This is a genomic window from Streptomyces bathyalis, assembly GCF_015910445.1.
In the GTDB taxonomy this organism is placed as follows: domain Bacteria; phylum Actinomycetota; class Actinomycetes; order Streptomycetales; family Streptomycetaceae; genus Streptomyces; species Streptomyces bathyalis.
This window is the reverse complement of record NZ_CP048882.1, coordinates 2,920,085-2,940,853: the sequence shown is the minus strand read 5'-3', so window position 1 is coordinate 2,940,853 and position 20,769 is coordinate 2,920,085. Positions and strand designations below refer to the sequence as shown.

At 70.1% G+C, this 20,769-nt stretch carries 18 protein-coding genes; 9 read left to right on the top strand and 9 right to left on the bottom strand.

The genetic code is table 11. The annotated features are described in order from the left end of the window. The first annotated feature begins 73 nt into the window (after nucleotides 1-73). On the top strand, nucleotides 74-1,996 hold the full coding sequence (locus G4Z16_RS12710) for an AMP-dependent synthetase/ligase (protein ID WP_246530819.1): 1,923 nt from the start codon (nucleotides 74-76) through the stop codon (nucleotides 1,994-1,996). A gap of 643 nt (nucleotides 1,997-2,639) precedes the next feature. Continuing rightward, nucleotides 2,640-3,107, top strand: coding sequence for an ASCH domain-containing protein (locus G4Z16_RS12705; RefSeq protein WP_197350891.1), 468 nt, complete (start codon nucleotides 2,640-2,642; stop codon nucleotides 3,105-3,107). A gap of 63 nt (nucleotides 3,108-3,170) precedes the next feature. Here the strand turns inward: G4Z16_RS12705 and G4Z16_RS12700 are convergent, their stop codons facing one another. From G4Z16_RS12700 to G4Z16_RS12670, 7 genes are all read right to left on the bottom strand, one after another. Next, nucleotides 3,171-4,373 (bottom strand): lipase family protein, encoded by a 1,203-nt coding sequence (locus G4Z16_RS12700; RefSeq protein WP_197350890.1) that lies wholly within the window; start codon nucleotides 4,371-4,373, stop codon nucleotides 3,171-3,173. Between the two features lie 415 nt (nucleotides 4,374-4,788). Then, nucleotides 4,789-5,790 carry a hypothetical protein gene (locus tag G4Z16_RS12695; RefSeq protein ID WP_207794544.1) on the bottom strand — a complete coding sequence of 334 codons (1,002 nt, stop codon included), beginning with the start codon at nucleotides 5,788-5,790 and terminating at the stop codon, nucleotides 4,789-4,791. A gap of 214 nt (nucleotides 5,791-6,004) precedes the next feature. Further along, a complete protein-coding gene (locus tag G4Z16_RS12690) occupies nucleotides 6,005-6,940 on the bottom strand; it encodes a TauD/TfdA dioxygenase family protein (RefSeq protein WP_197350888.1) in 936 nt (311 codons plus the stop codon). A 294-nt stretch (nucleotides 6,941-7,234) separates the two neighbouring features. Further along, nucleotides 7,235-7,690, bottom strand: a complete 456-nt coding sequence (locus G4Z16_RS12685) for a thioesterase family protein (RefSeq protein WP_246531278.1) — start codon at nucleotides 7,688-7,690, stop codon at nucleotides 7,235-7,237. 152 nt (nucleotides 7,691-7,842) lie between these two features. Next, entirely contained in the window at nucleotides 7,843-8,871 is a 1,029-nt protein-coding gene (locus G4Z16_RS12680; protein ID WP_197350887.1) for a 3-hydroxyacyl-CoA dehydrogenase NAD-binding domain-containing protein, read from the bottom strand. Between the two features lie 163 nt (nucleotides 8,872-9,034). After that, the gene (locus tag G4Z16_RS12675; RefSeq protein ID WP_197350886.1) at nucleotides 9,035-9,928 is read right to left on the bottom strand and encodes a beta-keto acid cleavage family enzyme; all 894 of its coding nucleotides are present in this window, start codon (nucleotides 9,926-9,928) and stop codon (nucleotides 9,035-9,037) included. A 146-nt stretch (nucleotides 9,929-10,074) separates the two neighbouring features. Further along, nucleotides 10,075-11,013: a TetR/AcrR family transcriptional regulator gene (locus G4Z16_RS12670; protein WP_197350885.1), complete on the bottom strand. Its 939-nt coding sequence runs from the start codon at nucleotides 11,011-11,013 to the stop codon at nucleotides 10,075-10,077. Nucleotides 11,014-11,360: 347 nt separating this feature from the next. On the opposite strand from G4Z16_RS12670, the gene G4Z16_RS12665 reads away from it, so the two are divergent. After that, nucleotides 11,361-11,792, top strand: a complete 432-nt coding sequence (locus G4Z16_RS12665) for a spore-associated protein A (protein WP_425508160.1) — start codon at nucleotides 11,361-11,363, stop codon at nucleotides 11,790-11,792. A gap of 182 nt (nucleotides 11,793-11,974) precedes the next feature. Here G4Z16_RS12665 and G4Z16_RS12660 read toward each other — a convergent pair whose 3' ends face one another. Next, entirely contained in the window at nucleotides 11,975-12,688 is a 714-nt protein-coding gene (locus G4Z16_RS12660) for a hypothetical protein (RefSeq protein WP_197350883.1), read from the bottom strand. A gap of 1,173 nt (nucleotides 12,689-13,861) precedes the next feature. On the opposite strand from G4Z16_RS12660, the gene G4Z16_RS12655 reads away from it, so the two are divergent. Further along, nucleotides 13,862-14,113, top strand: coding sequence for a DAK2 domain-containing protein (locus G4Z16_RS12655; protein ID WP_246530818.1), 252 nt, complete (start codon nucleotides 13,862-13,864; stop codon nucleotides 14,111-14,113). A 398-nt stretch (nucleotides 14,114-14,511) separates the two neighbouring features. On the opposite strand, the gene G4Z16_RS12650 is transcribed toward G4Z16_RS12655, so the two are convergent. Continuing rightward, nucleotides 14,512-14,715: a cold-shock protein gene (locus G4Z16_RS12650; RefSeq protein ID WP_028432886.1), complete on the bottom strand. Its 204-nt coding sequence runs from the start codon at nucleotides 14,713-14,715 to the stop codon at nucleotides 14,512-14,514. 286 nt (nucleotides 14,716-15,001) lie between these two features. Here G4Z16_RS12650 and G4Z16_RS12645 point away from each other — a divergent pair, with 286 nt between their 5' ends. The 5 genes from G4Z16_RS12645 to G4Z16_RS12625 all read left to right on the top strand — a co-directional run bounded on the left by G4Z16_RS12645 (nucleotide 15,002) and on the right by G4Z16_RS12625 (nucleotide 20,710). After that, nucleotides 15,002-15,910 carry a menaquinone biosynthetic enzyme MqnA/MqnD family protein gene (locus tag G4Z16_RS12645; protein ID WP_197350882.1) on the top strand — a complete coding sequence of 303 codons (909 nt, stop codon included), beginning with the start codon at nucleotides 15,002-15,004 and terminating at the stop codon, nucleotides 15,908-15,910. Nucleotides 15,911-16,003: 93 nt separating this feature from the next. Further along, nucleotides 16,004-17,200, top strand: a complete 1,197-nt coding sequence (mqnC, locus tag G4Z16_RS12640) for a cyclic dehypoxanthinyl futalosine synthase (protein ID WP_197350881.1) — start codon at nucleotides 16,004-16,006, stop codon at nucleotides 17,198-17,200. A gap of 210 nt (nucleotides 17,201-17,410) precedes the next feature. Further along, entirely contained in the window at nucleotides 17,411-18,508 is a 1,098-nt protein-coding gene (locus G4Z16_RS12635; protein ID WP_197350880.1) for a CCHC-type zinc finger protein, read from the top strand. 82 nt (nucleotides 18,509-18,590) lie between these two features. After that, the gene (locus G4Z16_RS12630; protein ID WP_197350879.1) at nucleotides 18,591-19,283 is read left to right on the top strand and encodes a demethylmenaquinone methyltransferase; all 693 of its coding nucleotides are present in this window, start codon (nucleotides 18,591-18,593) and stop codon (nucleotides 19,281-19,283) included. A gap of 143 nt (nucleotides 19,284-19,426) precedes the next feature. Beyond that, nucleotides 19,427-20,710, top strand: coding sequence for a geranylgeranyl reductase family protein (locus G4Z16_RS12625; RefSeq protein WP_028437891.1), 1,284 nt, complete (start codon nucleotides 19,427-19,429; stop codon nucleotides 20,708-20,710). Nucleotides 20,711-20,769: the final 59 nt, after the last annotated feature.

Below are 20,769 nucleotides of genomic sequence, written 5' to 3'. Positions count from 1 at the left end.
CCCGATCCGCCGGCTCGGCCGGTCCGCTGAATCAGCCGAATTCAACGAGGTACCTCACGAACAGGAGCCGCTCGTGACGACCCAGCCCGCCAGTCCAGTCCCTGCGCCCGCCTCCGCGGGCCCCACGCTCGTCGAGCCGGAGAAGGAGGTGCTGGACGGCGTCGTACGGCAGGTCAGCATGCCTCCGTTCGCACCCGTGGTCACGAGCGGTTCCCTCGGCGACATCCCGTTCACCAACGCCGTCGAGGCGCCCTTCGAAGCGGTGCTCAGCCGCAAGCAGCCGGACGGAACCTGGCGGGACGTGACCGCCTCCGAGTTCGCGCACGAGGTCCTGAACGTCGCGAAGGGCCTGATCGGACTCGGCCTCGAGGCGGGGGACCGGATCGCCATCATGGCCCGCACCACGTACGAGTGGACGCTGTTCGACTTCGCGGGCTGGGCAGCCGGGCTCGTCACCGTGCCCATCTATCCGACGTCCTCCAGCGCTCAGGCCCGCTACATCCTCCAGCACTCCGGTGCGCGCGGCTGTGCCGTGGAGAACGTGGAGCAGTCGCGGATGCTCTCCGCGGAGCGCGGCGCCATGCCCGCACTCGAACACCTCTGGCAGTTCGACGCCGGCGGGCTCTCCCAGATCGCGGCGTCCGGCAGGCACCTGGACGACGAAGCGGTCGCGGAGCGGCGCGGGCTCGTGAGCCCTGAACACATCGCGACCCTCATCTACACCTCGGGCACGACGGGACAGCCCAAGGGCTGCGTCCTCACCCACGGCAACTTCTTCGCCGAGATCGACAACGCCATCGAACTGCTGCACCCCGTCTTCAAGTCCGTCAGCAAGGACCCGGCCTCGACGCTGCTCTTCCTGCCGCTCTCGCACGTCTTCGGGCGGATGGTCGCCGTCGGGTGCATGCGGGCGCGCGTACGGCTCGGGCACGCGCCGAGCATCCAGACCGAGGAACTCCTCGCCGATCTCGGGGGCTTCAGCCCGACGTTCCTGCTCGGCATCCCGTACGTGCTGGAGAAGGTCTACAACACCGGACGCGCCACGGCCGAGAAGATGGGCCGCGCCTCCTCCTTCGACCGCGCCGCGCGCATCGCCCGCCGATACGGCGAGGCCGTCGAGGAGCAGGAGCACGGACGCGGGAACGGCCCCCGCGCCGGTCTGAAGGCGGCGCGCGGACTGTACGACCTGCTGGTCTACCGCCGCATACGTGCCGCGCTCGGCGGCCGGTGCCGCTATGTCATCAGCGGTGGTTCGCCGCTCGGTTCGCGCCTCGCCGCCTTCTACGAGGGCGCCGGGATCTCGGTGTTCGAGGGCTACGGGCTCACCGAGACCACCGCGGCCTCCACATGCACCCCGCCGCTCAAGCCCCGCCTGGGCACCGTCGGCTGGCCCGTACCGGGTACGGCGGTGCGGATCGCCGACGACGGGGAGGTGCTGCTGAGGGGCGCGCACGTCTTCGGCGGCTACTGGGACCCGCAGCGCAACGGCGCCGTCCCGGACGTCGGGCACGACGGCTGGTTCGCGACGGGCGACATCGGCACCCTCGACGACGAGGGCTATCTGACGATCACCGGCCGCAAGAAGGACCTGATCATCACCTCCGGCGGCAAGAACATCGCCCCGGCACCAATGGAGGACTGGCTGCGCGCACATCCGCTCGTCAGCCAGTGCCTCGTCATCGGCGACGACCGGCCGTACATCACCGCGCTGATCACCCTCGAACCGGACGGTCTCGCCCACTGGCAGCAGATGCACAAGAAGCAGGACCTCACCCCCGAACAGCTCGTCCAGGACGGCGACCTGCTCGCCAATCTCCAGCAGGCGGTCGACGAGACGAACCGGATGGTCTCCCGCGCCGAATCGATCCGCCGCTTCGCGGTCCTCCCTCAGGACTTCACCGAGGACGCGGGGCATCTCACGCCGTCCCTGAAGCTGAAGCGGGCTGCGATCCTGCGGGACTTCGAGCGGGAGATCGCGAAGCTGTACGACCGGTGAGGCACCCCGCGGTGGCCGCCGCGGTGGCCACCGCGGGGTGCGCTTCGAGTCGGGCCTGGACGTGCTGCTCTCGACGCCGCGGAGCCGGCTGAGCCACCAGATCGGCCGGCTGGCGGCGAACGGGCCCCTCAAGTCGTGGACCGGGTCCGCGGGGGGGGCGCGGTGCCCGGACTCCACCAGTTGGGGCGGCGCTGCGCGGCTACCGGCGGCTCGCCCTCGGCATGTCGTGGCAGCGCATCTGCGCGCGCACCGCGGATGACCGCGCACGGCGGGCTCTCGTCCAGTGGCACTGCGGGACGCGGGACCGAGGCGATGCTCCGTACGTTCGGGCCCGTCATCCGCTGAGACCCTCCCGTGCTGGAGTGCGACCACCCCGCCGACCACGACGTGCATCTGCACGGCCGCGGGCTGCTGTTGATCCCGTCGTACTTCTGCCGCCCCTACGCACGTGGCGCACGCGGACACGTCGCGGCCCCCCACGCTCGTCGACCCGGCGGTGCAGCCGGTGTTGGCCTCACGCACCCCGGCCGCCGGGCCCCCGCCCGCGAAGTGGGGGAGAGCGTGCGTGCAGGACGGCGCCACCGGCGAAGGGCGCCGGCTACGTGCCGCCGGGAGCACGTGGCCGCCGTCCTAGGGTGAGTGGATGACTTCCTCATCGGAATCCGCACTGCCGCAGGAGCTCGCCTCCCTGCCGCGCGCCGAATTCGGCTTCCCCGGACCGCTGCGGGAAGAGCTCGTCGCAGCGATACTTCAGGGCCGCAAGACCGCGACGACGGGCCTGCTTCGCGAGTACCGGCACGACGGCGAGCCACTGCCCGAGTGCGGGTCCAGGGCCGTCGTCATCGACTCGGCCGCGAATCCCGTCGCCGTCATCGAGACGACCGAGGTCCGCGTCGTCGCGCTCGGCGAAGTGGACCTGGGGCACGTCCAGGACGAGGGTGAGGGCCACGAGTCCGTGGCCGCCTGGCGTTCGGACCACGAGGACTTCTGGAACAGCAGCGCCATGCGTACGGCGCTCGGCGACCCGGAGTTCACCGTCGACGACACGACGGAGGTCGTCCTCGAGAGCTTCCGTCTCGTCGAAGGAATCCCGGGCCCCCGGGCCCGCTGACCTGCGTCCTGCGCAGGTCAGCGGGGCCGGGAGCCGTTACGGGCGCGGCTCGTGCCGAGGGGCTCAGCTGCCGCAGTCGCCCTGTGTGGGCTCGTCCTTGAAGCGATCGGAGAGCCAGTTCATCGCCGGGATCGAGGCGAGGATCGCGGTACCCGCGTGCGGGGACAGCGGGAAGCTCGTCCACTCGACGGTGTTGCCCTTCGCGCACCAGTCGGCGCGCAGCTGCTTCCCGACGTCGTGCGGAATGATCTCGTCGGCCTCACCGTGGTACAGGTACACGGGCGCGCCCGGTGCCTTGGTGCCCAGCTTGTCCTCGGCGAGACGCTGCTGCCAGTCCGGTTCCTGGTTGGGATCCTTCGTGGTGACGTCCTCGACGGACTTGTTCGCCCCGGCCTCCGACGCCTCGGCCAGGCAGCCCTCCTTCATGATCCCGGTGATCCGCCTGCCCTCGTCGTTGAGGTAGCGGTCCAGGCCGAGTTCGGGGTACGCGGCGTCGTGGCCGATCGCCGACATCAGCACCAGACCGGCTTCCTCGTCGCCGTCGTTGTACTCCGCGACCTTCGGCAGGTCCGCCGGGACGCCGCCGCTGGCGGTGCCCTTGACCTTCAGCTCGGGGGCGTAGGTGCCGGCGAGTTCCGCCGCCCAGCCGCTGGCCTGGCCGCCCTGCGAGTAGCCCATGATGCCGACGGGCGAGTCCTGGGAGACCCCCTTCTCCTGTGCCCCGGGCAGGCGTTGGGCGGCGCGGGCCGCGTCCAGCACCGCGGTACCGGCGGCCCGGCCGACGGTGTAGGTGTGCGTGCCGGGCGTGCCCAGCCCCTCGTAGTCGGTGACGGCGACGGCCCAGCCGCGCAGCAAGGCCCCCTCGATCAGCGGTGCTTCCTTCGTCTTGCCCACCGGGAAGTTGACGGACGGCGCGCACTGATCGGCGATTCCGACGGTGCCGACCGCGTACGTCAGCAGGGGGCGCGGGCCCTCGCGGTCGTCCTTGGGGACGAGGACGGTGCCCGAGACGGTGTTGGACTTCCCGTTCGCGTCGGTCGAGTTGTACTTGATCGTCCAGGCGTGCGTGGGGATGGGCACGCCCGGAAAGACCTGGAACTCGCTCGGTTCGGCGCTGACGATGTCGCCGGGCTGCCCGGCCGCGGCGGTGCCGGCGCTCGCGCTCGTGCCCTTGCTCGCGGCGTGGGATGTGGCCGCGTGACCGCCGGCGGCAGCGGCAGCCGGTGCCACCGCGCCGCCGGAAACACACAGAGCGGCCACCGCCATTGTTGCGGTGACCGCTCTGGTTCGGGCTCCTCCGGTACGAGGGCCTCTTCGGGTGGGGCTCTGCATGGGGGGTCTCCCAACGATTCAGAAATGCTGGGCTCGTTGGGATGGAACGTACTGACCCGTCAGTATCTCGTGAAGGGGTTGCGCCGCAGTTGTGCACGCAGAGCACAACGTTGGCCCCCTGCGCCGCACGGGCGTCGTGCTCACAAGCGCTTCCTCGCCCCGCAGGCATCAGGCGTCCCGCGGGTGCGCTGCGCGGACGGTGTGAACGGACCGCCGCCCGCTGCTCCTTCGCGACCGGCGTCCCGCACGCGCTTCGAAGGTGCGATCCCGCCCCCGGCGTCGCTCCGTCACGGAACCACGGGGGCGGGACCGCGCTGGCCGTCACAAGAGGGAGACGCTACGCGGGTGTTCAGGGACCGCCGACGACGATCCCCAACAGGTCGAATGCTTGCCGTACCTTTCGGTTCCAGACAATTGCCATGACAATGAGGACGACGAAGATCATCACGATCGGCTCAGCGCCGCTGGAAAGACCCAACCTCGAAATGAGGATCACAGCTCCTGTGGAAAGCGCGGCCCACGCGACGATCCTCAGCCACTCACGGTCAGGGCCGGGCTGAACTCCTTCGATCTGTTCGTCGTTCAGCAAGGCGCCGACACGGGCATCGCAGTAGCGCTGGGAAATTGTCAGCAGGATTTCACTCAGTTCCTGGAGAGCGCTCTGTGTATCGCGGTCCAGGCGTTCTTCGGTCTTGTGGATCGCTGCAATGACTTGACGTGCATGCATATCCAGGATCTGGCGTCGGTGAGACCGGAGAGGAACCGAGCCGCGGTATTTATAGGCAGTCCGCAGCGATCGGGTCACGGCTGCAAGGTGTCGTGAAACTTGACGGAGGGCAGGTGCGCGCTCTTCGCGTCTCGACTCGTAGGCGTCCGCACACGCTGTGATGGTGTCCGCGATCACCATGACCAGTGCGTATCGACGTGCGGCCTTGAATGAATCAGTGTCCTTGATGTACCAAAAGGATCTTCCGCGAGTGTCTTCCAGCGCCATGCTGAAGGCGGCCAAGAGTGCTGCTGTGAGGAGCACTGTGAGGAGTGCAAAGAGGGGCCACTTGGGGATTGCAAGAATGAATCTGATCTGCGATTCCGTCATCCTCTGGCCAGAGACTATGTCCGGCCTTTCTAATTCTGCGCGCGTGGGGAAGTCCATCAAGTGCGCCAAGTAGATGGCCGCCGCCAAGGACAGTGTCGTTGATGTCGCGGCCTGGATGACCCAGCCCTTTAGCTGAGCGCGGCGGTGCATGGCGACTCGCACTCGCCCGGAGGCTTGGCGATTCACGCCCAAGCGATCAAGGTCGTAGGTGAGTTGATCGAAGCGCGACCGCGAGGCAGATCGGCTGGTAGTCACAACAGCGCATCATTGCATGTGCACTTCGCGTTCCGCCGCCCCCGACGGTCCCGCAGCCCGGTGTGGCCCGCTGGGCCCTGGTACAGGGCGCCGGAACCGCCCGGTCCGGGTTCTCGTCCGCGGCGGCGTGGGCCACCAGGGCGATCCCGCCCCCGGCGTCGCTCCGTCACGGAACCACGGGGGCGGGAGCGCTGTTTCTCCCTGGGGCCTGCTCCTAGAAGGGCCGGTCGCCCGCGATCGCGACGCGCTCCGCGACCCGGCGGTGCGGGGCGTAGTCGTCGACCGCGTAGTGCTGCGTCGCGCGGTTGTCCCAGAAGGCGATGTCGCCGGCCTGCCAGCGGAAGCGCACCTGGTACTCCGGCACGTGCGCCTGCCGGACGAGGAAGCTCAGCAGCCGGTCGCTCTCGTCACGGTCCATGCCCACGATGTGCGTGGTGAAGGAGGTGTTGACGAAGAGCATCCGGCGGCCCGTCTCGGGGTGCGTGCGCACCACCGGGTGTTCGACGGGCGGGAACTCCTCCTGCATCGGGATCAGCCGCTCCGGGCCGTAGAACCGCACGAACCCCGGGATGAAGTCGTGCACGGCGGTCGCATCGTCGATGCGTGCCTTCACGGAGTCGGGCAGGTTGTCGTACGCGGCGGCCATGTCCGCCCACATGGTGTCGCCGCCGACGGGCGGCACCTCGTGGAGCTGGAGCACGGCCCCGAGGGCGGGCCGTTCGCGGAAGGTGACGTCCGTGTGCCAGACGTTCTCGAAGGTCGGTGCGCCGCTGCCGCCCTTCTCGAAGCGGACGACCTCGGCGGAGGAGCCGCGTGCCAGCAGCGGATTGGTCTCCAGCTCGCCCCAGTTCGCGGCGAAGTCGCGCTGCTGCTGTGACGTGATGCCCTGGCCGCGGAAGAAGAGCACCTTCCACTCCAGGAGCGCCCTGTTCAGCTCCTCGCGCAGCTCGGGCGTGAGCGGACGCGACAGGTCGACGCCGCTGATCTCGGCGCCGATCAGGCGGCCCTGCGGTGCGATGTCGAAGAGCTCGTACGGGCGTTCACGAGTGCCCTCGGGCAGACGGTTCAGGGTGCGGCGCCCCTCGTACATGCCGTCGGCGGGCACGCGGGCATCGCGCAGGACAGGGGTGGCTGAGGGGGTGACGGTCATGGTGATGATCCTTCGAAGTCGACGGTCGGCTCAGGGAGTCGGCGTGCGCACCCGCGTGTGCGAAGCGTGCATGCGCGATGCGACGCGCTATCGACCGGACCGCTCACACCCGCGCCGCCACGGCACGCTGAGGCGTCCGACGGCGGCGGTACGGGTGTGCTGGATCATGACCGCATTTTGTGGGTGGCGCCTGCGCCGCGTCAACGCATGACCGCGATGCGGACGGTCATATGAGACGCCGCGTGGCGAAGTCCCGTGGCGTGGGGCGTTGTGGGTGCTGTGGCGCACCGGCCCCTATGACTTGGGCACGGGCCCGATCGAGCTGCCGGCCCACTCCGGCGCCTTCTCCGTCAGCGACGCGAAGCGCTCGCGTACCGCGTCCGGGAAGGGCGCGGCACGGCCCGCCGACTGATCGACATGGATCATCAGCAGTTCGGACGTCGCCACCGGGTCCTTCCTGTTCGCGGCACGCATCTCCAGCACGAGCCGCACCTTCTTCGCGTCGACTCCCAGGATCCGTGTGCGCACGGTGAGTTCGGTGCCCTCGGAGACCTCGCGCAGATAGCGGACGTGGGCCTCCGCCGTGTACAGGGAGCATCCGCTCTCCCCGCGGTACTGCTGGCCCATGCCGGTCTCGATCATCATGGCGTCCGTGGCGTGCCCGAAGACGAGCACGTAGAACGCCTCGTTCATATGGCCGTTGTAGTCGATCCACTCCGGGCGGACCGTCGCCGTGTGGTCCGGGATCAGCCCGTCCTGCGCGGGACCGGCACCCGAATTGGGACCGGCACCCGAACCGGAAACGGCACCGGAACCCGGCGTCGTCCCGTCGCTCTGCTCCTCGGCGGGCGGCTCGCTCTGCGCTGCGGCCTGCCCCTCGGTCGTCTCGCCCTGATCTGTGCTCACGTGCTCTCTCCTTCGGCTGTGGCGTCCCCTCGGTCCTTGTGCCCCCCGCTGCCCTGCGGCAGGCGGCCCGTCGCCCGGAGCACGTCGATGACCCCCTGGTCGCGCTCGGCCACGAGCTGGGCGATGGAGCGGCCGGCGGCCGCCTCCTCGCACCCTTCGACCATCGCATCACGCAGAGGCGCGTCGAGCTCCGGCGCCTCCAGCCGCGTCCAAGGCGACTTCAGCGACGGACCGAAGTGGTCCAGCATGTGGGCCATTCCGCCCTCACCGCCCGCGAGCGCGAACGTGAGGCAGGGCCCCATGAACGCCCAGCGCAGCCCCGGTCCTTCGGTGATCGATGCGTCGATGTCGCGTACGGACGCCTCGCCGTTGGCGACCATGTGCAGCGCCTCCCGCCACAGCGCCTCCTGGAGGCGGTTGGCGATGAAGCCCGGCAGTTCGCGGTCCATGGTGATGACGGACTTGCCAGCCACCTCGTAGAAGCGCGACGCCCACGCGACGGCGCCGGGGTCGGTCGACTCGCCGCCGACGACTTCGACGAGCGGGATGAGATACGGCGGATTGAAGGGATGGCCGACCAGCAGCCGTCCCGGGTCGGTGGCCTCGCCCTGCATGTCGGTCATGGGATAGCCGGACGTGGACGAGGCGATGACGGCGCCCGGCGGGGCGGCGGCGTCCAGCTCCGCCAGCAGCGAGCGCTTGAGCTCCAGTTTCTCGGGCGCGCTCTCCTGCACGAACTCGGCGTCCGCGACGGCGTCACGGAGTTCGGGCACGACGGTGAGCCGACCGCGAGAAGCGCCCTCGGCGAGGCCGAGCTGCTCCAGGGCGGGCCAGGCGGCGTCGACGAGCCGCCGGAGCTTCCGCTCGGCGTCGGGGGCCGGGTCCCAGGCGGTGACGTCGTAGCCACGGGCGAGGAAGTGAGCCGCCCAGCCGCCGCCGATCACGCCGGCTCCGACGCAGGCGACTCGGCGCACGGCCTCGGGCGGGAAGGCAGCGGCGAACGGGCCGGGGGAGGGTGCGGTCATTCTGGTGGTGTCCTCACGGTTGCTGCTGCGGGGATGTGGGGGTGTGGGGGAGTGGGAGTGCGGGTCTCCGGGGGCTGGGGCCGGGCGCCGCGCCTGGGCGCCGGGACTTCGCGCCCTGGGACTTCGCGCCCGGGCGGCGGAAGATCCGCTCAGGGGCGGCCGCTCAGGCGCGGGGCTTCAGCCCGAGGCGTTCGCGGGCCTGGTCGGGCGTGGCGACCTGAGCGCCCAGCAGCTCGGTGATCTGCACGGCGCGCTCGACGAGTTGGCCGTTGGTCGCCTTGACCCCCCTGCTGAGGTAGAGGTTGTCCTCCAGGCCGACCCGAACGTTGCCGCCGAGCAGGATCGACTGCGCGACCCACGGCATCTGCATCCGCCCCAGAGCGAAGCTGGCCCACTGTGCGCCCTCCGGCAGCATGTCGACCATGGACTTCAGGACGCCCGGCTCCGCAGGCGCACCCCACGGGATGCCCATGCACAGCTGGAAGACGGTCGGGTCGTCCAGCAGTCCCTCGTCCCGGAGTTGCTTGGCGAACCACAGCTGACCGGTGTCGAAGATCTCCAACTCCGGCCGCACGCCCAGCTCCTGGATGCGCTTGGCGCCAGCCCGCAGCATGTCCGGTGTGGAGACGTAGAGGTTGCTGCCCTCGCCGAAGTTGAGCGAGCCGCAGTCGAGGGTGCAGATGTCGGGGAGCAGGTCCTCGACGTGCGGCAGCCGTTCGATGCCGCTGACGAGGTCGGTGCCGGGCAGGTGCGTCAGCGGGTTCTCCGGATCGATGACGAGGTCGCCGCCCATGCCCGCGGTCAGGTTGATGACGACGTCGGTCCCGGTCTCCTTGATCCGCTCGACGACCTCCCGGTAGAGGCGGGGATCGCGCGCCCCTACGCCGGTCTCCGGGTCGCGCACGTGGATGTGCACCACCGCGGCGCCGGCGCCCGCGGCCTCGACGGCGGAGCGTGCGATCTGCTCGGGAGTCACCGGGACGTGCGGGCTGCGGCCGACGGTGTCGCCGGCACCGGTGAGCGCACACGTGATGATGACGGAGCTGTTCATGGGCATGGTCTTCCTCCGCTCTTACGGCCTGACGGGACAGGGATTCGGGATCGGGTGAGTGTCGGACGGGAGTCGGGACGCGATCGGCGATCGGCAGTTGGCAGTTGGCAGTTGGCTGTCCGGACGGATGTGGCTGTGCGGTGCGTGGTCGGCTACGGGGCGGGCTTCGCGGCGAGCTCCGTCTCGACATGGGCGAGGAGCGCGGTCCGCATGGTCTCGGCGCCGTCCGCCTGCGGCTCCGTCCCGGGACGTGCCCCCAGCCGGTCCGGGGCCGGTGCCGTGGCCAGGGCCTGGGCGGCCAGGCCGTCGATGAGAGCGGTGAGGTGCAGGGCGGCGAACTCCGGGTCCACTTCGCGGAAGACGCCCTGCGTGATGCCGCGCCGGATCACGTCGGCGACGGTCGTACGCCACTGCCGGTAGTAGTCGACGTGGAGTTGACCGACCGCGGTGGAACGGGCCGCCTCCGCCCACAGGTCGAGCCAGACCAGCCACTGCCGGCGCTGCTGCGGGCTCGACGGGATCTGCAGGTCGATGAGCTGGCGGAGTTCGTCCGCCGCGTCGCGGGCCTCGGCGGTGCGGGCGGCACGGCGCGCGGTGTCCTCGTCCATGCACCAGCGGATGGCGGCCTCGAGCAGTTCGGCACGGCCGGGGAAGTGGTAGTGGATGGCGGCGGTACTCGTCTCGCATGCCTCCGCGATGTCGGAGACCCGGACGGCGTGGAAGCCGGATTCGGCGATGAGGCGCACCGTTTCGCGGACGATCTGAAGCGGCCGGCCGCCCTCGGGCGCCGCTGAGGCGGCGTTCCCGCCCGCGTCGCCGTTGCCCCTCCGTGGCCCGGAGCGGGCACCGGCTCCCGCGCCCGAACCCAGCAGCCACGCGGCGTCCACGTCGCCCGCGTCTGCGATGCGCGCCAGTTCGGCGACGGTGAAGCGGCGGCTGCCGCCCAGAGAGCGGGAGAGCTTCGAGGGGTCCATGACGATGCGCCGCGCGAACTCCCGCTGGCTGCAACCGACTTCGCCGATCACCTGCCGTACGCGTGCGGAGACGTCGCCGACGGCGTCCGCGACCCGGCTCGATGACTCCTGCTGCATGGGCGTCACCGTACGAGCGTGTTGAGGAAAACGCAACATCGCTTTCAGAAGTCGGACAGAAACACAGGTGAACCGCCGTTGTGGTGCTGACTGGCGAGCCGGTCAGTAATGCAACACGTCCGCCTCTGCCGGCGGGCATCAGCGACAGCCCGCCGGTTTGGCCGAGATCCGTGTACAACCCCCGCATCTGTTCGCCGGTCTCTTCTGATGGACCGGCGGATGCCGCCGATCCCGATCGACCGACCATCGACCGGGCAAGACAGATGACCATGACTGGGGGAACAGTTATGCGTTCGAAGAGTGCTGCTCTGGCAGCCGTCACCCTGTTCGTCGCGGGCACGGGCCTGATGACGACCGCTGGCTCCGCCTCCGCGGCGACGACGGCCACCGGCACGACGCCGGGTGTCACCGCTGCCGCTGCCGCGAGCCCCGCACCGAAGGCGGCCTACAACGGGGCGTGCGGCGCCGGGTACTCGGTGGTGAACTCCGCCGGGATCGCCGACCTGGGCACCGTCTTCCTGACGTACAACTCGAAGAGCGGCAAGAACTGCGTCGTCACCGTGCGCAACGCGAAGGACGACCCGATCCACATGGCGGCAACCGTCCGCGTGCTCCTCGACGACGAGGAGACCGAACCGGTCGTCGACGAGGGCGAGTTCACCACCTACGCGGGCCCCGTGTACGTGGAGGAGGGCACCGGGCACTGCATCGAGTGGAGCGGTGTCATCGGGGACGAGGAGTACTTCAACAGCGGCTCGAACTGCGGCGTACGGAAGTAGCGCGCGGCAGCCTGTCCGGCGCCGTGCGGGGCCGCACACAAGTGGTGCGACGCCCCGCGCGGCGCCCGGGCGGTGCTCAGACGTCGGGGGCGGTCGACCCGGGGGAAACGGTCAACCGCCCCCGACCGTGAGGGACTTGAAACCTGCTCCCTTCAGCCGGCCGCCGTGCCCTCACCTGTCTTCTAAGGCTGTTTCCACGTGTTGAGAGCCGTGGTGAAGACCTGCTCCGTACCGGAGTCCCACAGGCGGTGCCTGGCCTCGACGTAGATCGTGTACTCGGTGCCCTCGTCGTCGATGTACGCCTGCTGCAGAACGTGCATCGGCTCGCCCGACTCCGGCGTGTAGATGAACTCCCAGCGCGCGCCCGGGTGCCCCTGGTATTCGACGTGCGACAGGCTGATGCGCTCGTAGCCGTTGGACGACTCCTGCATGGCCTGCTCCATCTCCAGGTAGTTGATGAAGGAGGCCCTCGGTGCGCCTTCCACCTCGCTGATCTGGAGGTATTCGTCGCCCGTCGGCGGCATGTAGCCGACCTGGGTGGGGCTCAGCTCCCTGCGGTCCCAGCCCTTCATCACGGCAAGGGAGAAGCCCCTGTCGTCGACGACGGTGCGGAATCCGGCCGGCAGCCCGTTGCCGGGGGACGGGTCCTCGGGAGGCTTGGGCTTCGCGGGTGCGCTCGTGGCCGGCTTGCTCGTGGAGGGACTGGGAGACTTGGCCTTTTTCTTCTTCTTGAGCTTCGGCGATGCCGCCTCGGTGGTCACCGAGGGCTCGGGTGAGGCCCCAGTGTCGACCATCTTGTACTGCGAGACCTGATTGTCGGACGCGCGGTTGTCCCGGGCGTCTTCACGGTTCATCAGAATGCCCGAGGACGCTCCCGCGCCGACCAGGAGGGCCATGACGCCCAATGTGATCCCCAGCCGGACATAGTTGGTCCTGGTGCGGAACTTGAAAGGTGGCGGCGGCGGTGGCGCCGTCAGTGGATACAAGGCGCGGTCGCATCCCGCGCAGGCGTCTGCCGTCGCAGGCGATCTGGTGCCGCAGTGCGGGCATGTGGTCAACATGAGCAGCTCCCGTGCTCCGAGCGTTTCCCGATGGTCCCCTTAACCCGGTGCATGACAGACGGTACTGCCGCGGCCACAAATTGACCCCACAGCGGATTCACTTTTAGCACACACGTACAGTCCCTGAGCAGGGAATCTTCCCTATTTGCCGGGCTGTTCACGGTTTCAATCACCGCTGTCGCGTCGGGCCGATGTACGCGCATACGTGGCGGGTCCGCACGTCTCCGTGCGGGCCCGGCGCGCTGCGTTCGCTCTGCGTCCGCTCGCCGGAGCGGCGGCGGAGGCTTTCGCCGCCTCGGGTTCGGCGACGCGCTCCGTGGCGCCGCCGCTGTCCGGGGTGCCGTCCGCGGCCGACCGCCCTCCTCCTCGGGCAGCTTGAGGACGAACGTCAGCGCCGCCGCCACGAGGTACAGCGCCGTGAAGACGATGGTGACACCGTCCGCACCGGCCAGCGGGTGTCGAGGATCCGCACGGCGCGGCCCACGGCGACGCGGGACTTCACGATGGGGTTGTTGAACAGGCCCTGCCTCGTGGCCGGTTCGGGCGGGACCGGCCCGTCGCCGCCCGCACGGGCACGCGCCCGCCTCGCACAGCGACGGCGGTCCGCCCGCGGCGATGAGCCCGAGCGCGGACCAAGGGGTCCCAGCTCCCCGAGGGGCGGAATCGTCAGGCTCGCCCCTCGGAGCCCAGGGTCGAAGGCCGCAGGTGAAGGCGAAGCAGAACCAGCCGACGGCCGTGCCCAGGCGGCGGCCGGCAGACGGAGGGCGTCGAAGACGATCCAGATCCACAGCCCGAGCCGGATCACATCGGCGCGGGCCCCGGATCTCGGCGAGTGCTCCGGATGACCAGGGAGGCCAGCCGCCCCGTCACGCCGTGGACGGTCATCACATCGCCGGCCCTCACGTCCGTGACGTCCGTCCGGCGCCGTGGTCCGTCATGTACGGCGCGAGGCGACCGGCCTCCACGCCGCCGATCATGAAGGGCAGCACGTCGGCGTAGCCAGCAACGATGACGTGGGGATGCCGATCCGGTCCGGCAGACCTTCCCGCCCCTCCTCCTTCGCCGGCGGTCGCGGCGGGCGGCAGTACGTCGCGGCTGCGCCCGCTGCTGGGAGGGGCCCGGCCGCTCGCCGAGCGGAGCATCGGAACGCCGGATCCCGGAGCCGTCTCGCCGGCGGCGGTGCTCGAAGCGGTGCTCGACGCCGGGCCGGGCGCGGACAGCGGTCCATCCGGCCACCCCTCCGGAGCCCCCACACGATGAGACCGGCACAGGACAGGCCCGGGGCAAATGAGCGGGCCAGCGGTCAGCAGGCAGGCGCAGTCACGAAGGAGCACGCCACATGGACACCGCGGCAACCCGGCAGCCGGACCCCGGTCAGCTGGCCCGGACCACAAGGAGGCCATCAGCGCGACCTGAGCTGCGACCCACGGGTGGCCGAGGTCTCGGACGTGCGCGTCGGCACCGATGAGCGCACGCGTACCCGCACCTCGCGGTGGAGGCCGCCCGCGACGAGCGGTCGGCGTCCGCGGAGAAGGCCGCCGCGCTCGCCGGCCACGAACGCTCCTGAGCCGCGCTCGCCTCCCCCCCCACACCCACCACACGGCAGGAGCCCCCGCCGGACGATTCCGGCGGGGGCTCCTTGGGTGGTACGACTCAGGTCACTGAGGGGTGACGTTCTCCGCCTGCGGCCCCTTCGGACCCTGGGTCACGTCGAAGCTCACGAGCTGGTTCTCCTCCAGGGAGCGGAAGCCAGTCGCGTTGATCGCGGAGTAGTGGACGAAGACATCGGGACCGCCGCCGTCCTGGGCGATGAAGCCAAAGCCCTTTTCAGCGTTGAACCACTTGACGGTTCCGGTAGCCATAAGCCCTCCTTGGGCCTATAAGGGTCGCCCTGCTCCCAGAACCCCGCTAAGAAGTCTCTGAAAACGACGAGAGCCCGCGGTCACATGCTCCGCAGGCTCTGTACTGCAAGGAAACCAAACTGCAACTTGTCCGCGAGCCTAGCACGGTGCCGCGTGGTGCGGAAGGGCGAACGATCTCGGCCGTGCGCTGGTCGGTTTCCCCGGCGACCGCCCGCCGGGAAGCCGGCCGGGCTCCCCGGGCCGGGGCTGTGACGGGCCGCCGTGGGTCGCGGCGTACGCTCCGGGTGTGACTGAGTTTCCAAGGGTTCCCAGATCCCGTCCGCGTGTGGGGCACATCCAGTTCCTCAACTGCCTCCCGCTGTACTGGGGTCTTGTTCACACCGGCTCCCTGCTCGATCTGGAGCTCACAAGAGACACCCCTGAAAAGCTGAGCGACCAGTTGGTGAACGGGGATCTCGATATCGGCCCCATCACGCTCGTCGAATTCCTCCGGAATGCCGATCAGCTCGTTGCGCTTCCGGATATCGCGGTGGGCTGCGACGGTCCGGTGATGTCCTGCGAGATCGTCTCGCGTGTGCCGCTGGACAGGCTGGACGGAGCGAAGGTCGCCCTGGGCTCCACTTCGCGTACGTCCGTACGGCTGGCCCGGCTGCTGCTCTCCGAGCGGTTCGGTGTGCGGCCCGACTACTTCACGTGCGAGCCGGACCTGGAGCGGATGATGGACGAGGCCGATGCCGCCGTCGTCATCGGCGACCTCGGGCTCCGCGCCTATCTGCGCAACCTGCCCGAGCCCGGTCTCGAGGTCCACGACCTGGGCCAGCTGTGGAAGGAATGGACGGGGCTGCCGTTCGTCATGGCGGTGTGGGCCGTGCGCCGGGACTACCTGGCACAGCACCCGGAGACCGTGGACGAGGTCCACCGCGCTTTCCTCTCCTCCCGTGACCTGGCACTGGAAGAGGTCGCCAAGGTCGCCGAGCACGCGGCGCGCTGGGAGGTCTTCGAACCGCCGGTGCTGGAGCGGTACTTCACGACCCTCGACTTCCGCCTCGCCGGGCGGCAGTTGCAGGGCGTCGAGGAGTTCGTGCGCCGCACCGCCGCCACCGGTGACTACCCCGCGGACGTCCGGGTGGATCTGCTGCACGAGCCGGGACGGGACCGGGAACCGGTCGGCGACCACGAGCCTGTCAGGGACTGACGCCGGGGGCGCTGGCCGAGGCCGCCACGGGCCCCTGGCGTACGCTGGCCCGGCAAGGAAAATGCCGCCAGCCACCTCCGGAGGGACGCCCCGGTGTCCGAAACCGCCGACCGTCAGGCCGTTCTCGATCGCGCTGCCGAGGGCGGCCGTATCACCCCCGAGGAAGCGCTCGACCTGTACCGCTCAGCGCCGCTGCACGCCCTCGGCGCGGCGGCCGACGCCGCCCGGCGCAAGCGCTACGCGGGCACCGAGCACATCGCGACGTACATCATCGAGCGGAACATCAACTACACCAACTCGTGTGTGACCGCCTGCAAGTTCTGCGCCTTCTACGCCTCACCGAAGAGCGAAGACGTATGGACGCGCGACCTGGACGACATCCTGCGCCGCTGCGCGGAGACGGTCGAACTGGGCGGCACGCAGATCATGTTCCAGGGCGGCCACCACCCGGACTACGGGGTGGAGTACTACGAGGAGCACTTCGCGGCCATCAAGGAGCGCTTCCCGCAGCTCGTGATCCACTCGCTCGGCGCGTCCGAGGTGCAGCACATGGCGAAGATCTCCGGCGTGACGCCGGAGGAGGCGATCCGCCGCATCAACGCCGCAGGTCTCGACTCCTTCGCGGGCGCTGGCGCCGAGCTGCTTCCCGCACGGGCCCGAAAGGCCATCGCGCCGCTCAAGGAATCGGGCGAGCGCTGGCTGGAGATCATGGAGACGGCGCACAACCTCGGCGTCGAATCCACCTCGACGATGCTCATGGGCACCGGTGAGACCAACGCTGAGCGGATCGAGCACCTGCGGATGATCCGCGACGTGCAGGATCGCACGGGCGGCTTCCGCGCCTTCATCCCGTACACGTACCAGCCGGAGAACAACCACCTGAAGGGCCAGACGCAGGCCACCATCTTCGAGTACCTGCGGATGATCGCCATCGCGCGGCTCTTCTTCGACAACGTGGCGCACATTCAGGGCTCGTGGCTGACGACGGGCAAGGAGGTCGGCCAGCTCTCCCTGCACTACGGCGCCGACGACCTCGGTTCGGTGATGCTGGAGGAGAACGTCGTCTCCATGGCGGGCGCCAAGCACCGCTCGAACCGGATGGAGCTGCTCGAACTGATCCGTTCCGCGGACCGGGTCCCGGCGCAGCGCAGCACGACGTACGAGCACCTGGTCGTCCACGAGGACCCCGCGGACGACCCCTCCGACGACCGCGTCGTCTCGCACTTCTCCTCGACGGCGATCGAGGGCGGTAGCGCGCACCCGGAACTCAACCTGATCGAGGCGAAGTAGCCCCTGGCGGGGCAGGCCGGCCGCGTGGGTTCCGGCGGCCCCGCCGCGCGTCCCGCGAGCCCCGGCCGAGTGACGGCCGGGAGCTGACGCGTCCTCAGCCGCGGTGCGTATGGCGCCCGTTGCGGGGGTAGGTCCGCTGGTGCACCGCATGTCCGTATCAGGCCGCCGCGGCCCGGACAGGGGTGCACCAGCCGGGGAGTGGGGGGCGAGTTGGACGACGAGGACGCTCTGGAAGCGGTACGGCGCCACCTCGACCGTCGTGGCGAGCTGACGAAGGCGGGTCCGCCGGACACGTGGAAGCCTGCCCCGCTGACCCTGGTGAAGGGGCGGATCGTCCGCAGCATCGAGAACCGCGCGGAGCGCCCCGGAAGCGAGCCGGGTGACTTCGACCTGTCGGAGCGGCCGAGGTACGACGACCTCGACGGATACCACCTCGACCCGCCGCGGAACCCTGCGGAGCCGATGGAACTCCGGCTGGTCAAGCGGGACTCGGAGTCCTCGGAGCCCTGCTCACGTGACTGCGACCGCGGCCGGACCAGGTGTGGTGAGTGCCGGGGGCGGAAGAGGCTGCGCTGCGAGCCGCGCACCGACTGCGAGGCGTGCGCGGGCGAGAACTCCTGCCTCAACTGCGCGGCGTCCGGCGGCACTGCGGGCGCGGCAGGGCCCGACGCGGCGCGACCCGCACGTACGGAGAAGCGCCTCACGTGCGTCAAGTGCGGGGAGCGGGGCGTCGCCTGCCGCTCGTGCCAGGGCAGGGGCGATGTCCCCTGCGCGCTGTGCGAGGAGACGGGGTTCCGAGACTGTCCCACGTGCCGGGGTTCCGGCACGGTGCGCCACGACGACTGCAAGGGCACCGGGAGGTTCACGGTCTGGACCGCGGGGACGATCACCAGGAAGCCGGAGACGGGAGCCATCCGCCGGCCGGAACACAGCGTGTCCTGGCACACCTGGAACAAGGCGCGCCGTCACGGCAGTTGGCGTACGGAAGTGCTGAGCGGCGACGCCGGGACCGCGTCGGTCGCGGACCTGGACGACGAGGCCGCCAAGGGGCTGGCACCGGACCTGACGAAGAAGCAGGGTGAAGTCGCCCGCGAGGTCACCCTGGAGATCCTCCGGCTGACCCGCGTCGAGGTGCCCCTGCTGCCGCACCGCGTCCATTACGCACACCCCGCACCGGCGACGCACCCCTCGGGCACCGTGTACGAGGTCTTCGCCGTACCGTCCGGGCAGCGCGTCCTCCAGATCGCCGTGGCCGCCCTGGGAGCCCTGGCGGTCCTCACGCTGGTCTGGTGGCTGCTCACGCCCTAGCCGCCGCCGGCCCGGACGGCCCGGACGGCCCCGGCGGCGCCCCGGCGGACCGCCGGTCCGTGGGACGGGACACAATGGGACCGTGACCCGCGCATCCCTGGACAAGCAGCCGCACGAAGTCGCCGCGATGTTCGACGACGTCGCCGCGCGGTACGACATCACCAACGACGTGCTCTCCCTCGGGCAGACACGGCTGTGGCGGCGTGCCGTCGCCAGGGCCGTCGACGCGCGGCCCGGCGAGCGCGTACTCGATCTGGCAGCCGGTACGGGCACCTCGTCGCAGCCCTTCGTCGCGGCGGGTGCCTACACGGTGCCCTGCGACTTCAGCCTCGGGATGCTGAAGGAGGGCAAGAAGCGGCTCCCGTGGATGCCGTTCACCGCCGGCGACGCGACCCGACTGCCGTTCCGCGACGGCGTGTTCGACGCCGTGACGATCTCCTTCGGGCTGCGCAACGTGCACGACACCGACGACGCCCTGCGGGAGCTGCACCGCGTCACCGCGCCCGGCGGCCGCATCGTCATCTGCGAGTTCAGCCACCCCACTTGGGCGCCGTTCCGCACCGTCTACACCGAGTACCTGATGCGGGCGCTGCCTCCGGTCGCCAGGGCCGTCTCCTCCAGTCCCGACGCGTACGTCTATCTCGCCGAGTCGATCCGCGCCTGGCCCGACCAGCCCGCTCTCGCACGCCATCTCCAGCAGGCGGGCTGGGAGAAGGTGGCCTGGCGCGACCTGACGGGCGGCGTGGTGGCCCTGCACCGCGGCGTTCGCACGTGAGGCCGCGGGCCGCCGCCTCCCGATGAGAACGGACGCGATGTCCCCCGGGTCCACGCACTGCGTGGCCCCAGGGGGTGCCCGGACGCCCGGGACCGTCCTCTTAGACTGCAACTGCCCAGTACCCAGCCTTTGCGGGAGTCCTTGTGACTGACACCGTCACCTCCGAGCGGACCGCCGATGTGATCGTCGTAGGTGCCGGCCCCGCCGGGGCCACCACCGCCTACCACTTGGCCCGCAGCGGCCTGGACGTGCTGCTGCTCGAGAAGACCGCCTTCCCCCGTGAGAAAGTGTGCGGCGACGGCCTCACGCCGCGTGCCGCGAAGCAGCTCGTCGCCATGGGCATCGACATCTCCGAGGAGGCCGGCTGGCTGCGCAACAGGGGGTTGCGCATCATCGGCGGCGGTCAGCGCCTCGAACTCGACTGGCCGGAGCTGGCCACGTATCCGGACTACGGGCTCGTGCGCAAGCGCGACGACTTCGACGAGCAGCTGGCCCGGCAGGCGGAGAAGGCCGGTGCCCGCATGTACGAGCGGTGCAACGTCGGGGAGCCGATCCTGGACGCGGGAGGCCGCATCACGGGTGTCCACGCCAAGCTCGGCGAGGAGAAGACCCCGGTCACCTTCCACGCTCCGCTCGTCGTCGCCGCGGACGGCAACTCCACGCGCCTCTCCCTCAAGATGGGCCTGCACAGGCGCGAGGACCGTCCGATGGGCGTCGCCGTCCGCACGTACTTCACTTCCCCGCGCCACGACGACGACTACCTGGAGTCCTGGCTGGAGCTGTGGGACCGGCGCGGCGCACAGGACCGCCTGCTGCCGGGCTACGGCTGGGTGTTCGGCATGGGCGACGGCACCAGCAACGTCGGCCTGGGTGTCCTCAACACCTCGGACGACTTCAAGGAGCTGGACTGGCGCGAGATCCTCAAGGCGTGGACGGCGTCCATGCCGGAGGAGTGGGGCTACACCCCCGAGAACATGACGGGCCCCATCCGCGGGGCCGCCCTCCCCATGGCCTTCAACCGGCAGCCGCACTACACGCGCGGGCTACTGCTCGTGGGGGACGCGGGCGGGCTGGTGAACCCGTTCAACGGCGAAGGCATCGCGTACGCCATGGAGTCGGGCGTGATCGCCGCGGAGACGATCGTCCAGGCGCACGCACGGGCCACGCCCGCACAGCGCGAACTGGCCCTGCGCCGCTACCCGAAGATCCTCAAGGAGACCTACGGGGGCTACTACACGCTGGGCCGCGCGTTCGTGAAGCTGATCGGCAACCCGAAGGTGATGAAGGTGGCGACCGAGCGCGGCCTCTCCCACCCGCTGCTGATGCGCTTCGCACTGAAGATGCTGGCCAACCTCACCGACCCGTCGGGCGGCGACGCGATGGACCGGGTCATCAACGGCCTCAGCAAGGTCGCTCCGCGGGCCTAGCGGGCGCCTGCTGGGACGATCCGTCACGATCCGGCGAGAGAGCAGGGGCGGCCCGCATC

What these genes read in the sequence shown, in the direction of transcription:
- G4Z16_RS12705 (WP_197350891.1), top strand. Translation starts at nt 2,640, where the DNA reads ATGACTTCCTCATCGGAATCCGCACTGCCGCAGGAGCTCGCCTCCCTG.
- G4Z16_RS12700 (WP_197350890.1), bottom strand. Translation starts at nt 4,373, where the DNA reads ATGGCGGTGGCCGCTCTGTGTGTTTCCGGCGGCGCGGTGGCACCGGCT.
- G4Z16_RS12690 (WP_197350888.1), bottom strand. Translation starts at nt 6,940, where the DNA reads ATGACCGTCACCCCCTCAGCCACCCCTGTCCTGCGCGATGCCCGCGTG.
- G4Z16_RS12680 (WP_197350887.1), bottom strand. Translation starts at nt 8,871, where the DNA reads ATGACCGCACCCTCCCCCGGCCCGTTCGCCGCTGCCTTCCCGCCCGAG.
- G4Z16_RS12675 (WP_197350886.1), bottom strand. Translation starts at nt 9,928, where the DNA reads ATGCCCATGAACAGCTCCGTCATCATCACGTGTGCGCTCACCGGTGCC.
- G4Z16_RS12670 (WP_197350885.1), bottom strand. Translation starts at nt 11,013, where the DNA reads ATGCAGCAGGAGTCATCGAGCCGGGTCGCGGACGCCGTCGGCGACGTC.
- G4Z16_RS12665 (WP_425508160.1), top strand. Translation starts at nt 11,361, where the DNA reads ATGACGACCGCTGGCTCCGCCTCCGCGGCGACGACGGCCACCGGCACG.
- G4Z16_RS12660 (WP_197350883.1), bottom strand. Translation starts at nt 12,688, where the DNA reads ATGGCCCTCCTGGTCGGCGCGGGAGCGTCCTCGGGCATTCTGATGAAC.
- G4Z16_RS12655 (WP_246530818.1), top strand. Translation starts at nt 13,862, where the DNA reads ATGACGTGGGGATGCCGATCCGGTCCGGCAGACCTTCCCGCCCCTCCT.
- G4Z16_RS12650 (WP_028432886.1), bottom strand. Translation starts at nt 14,715, where the DNA reads ATGGCTACCGGAACCGTCAAGTGGTTCAACGCTGAAAAGGGCTTTGGC.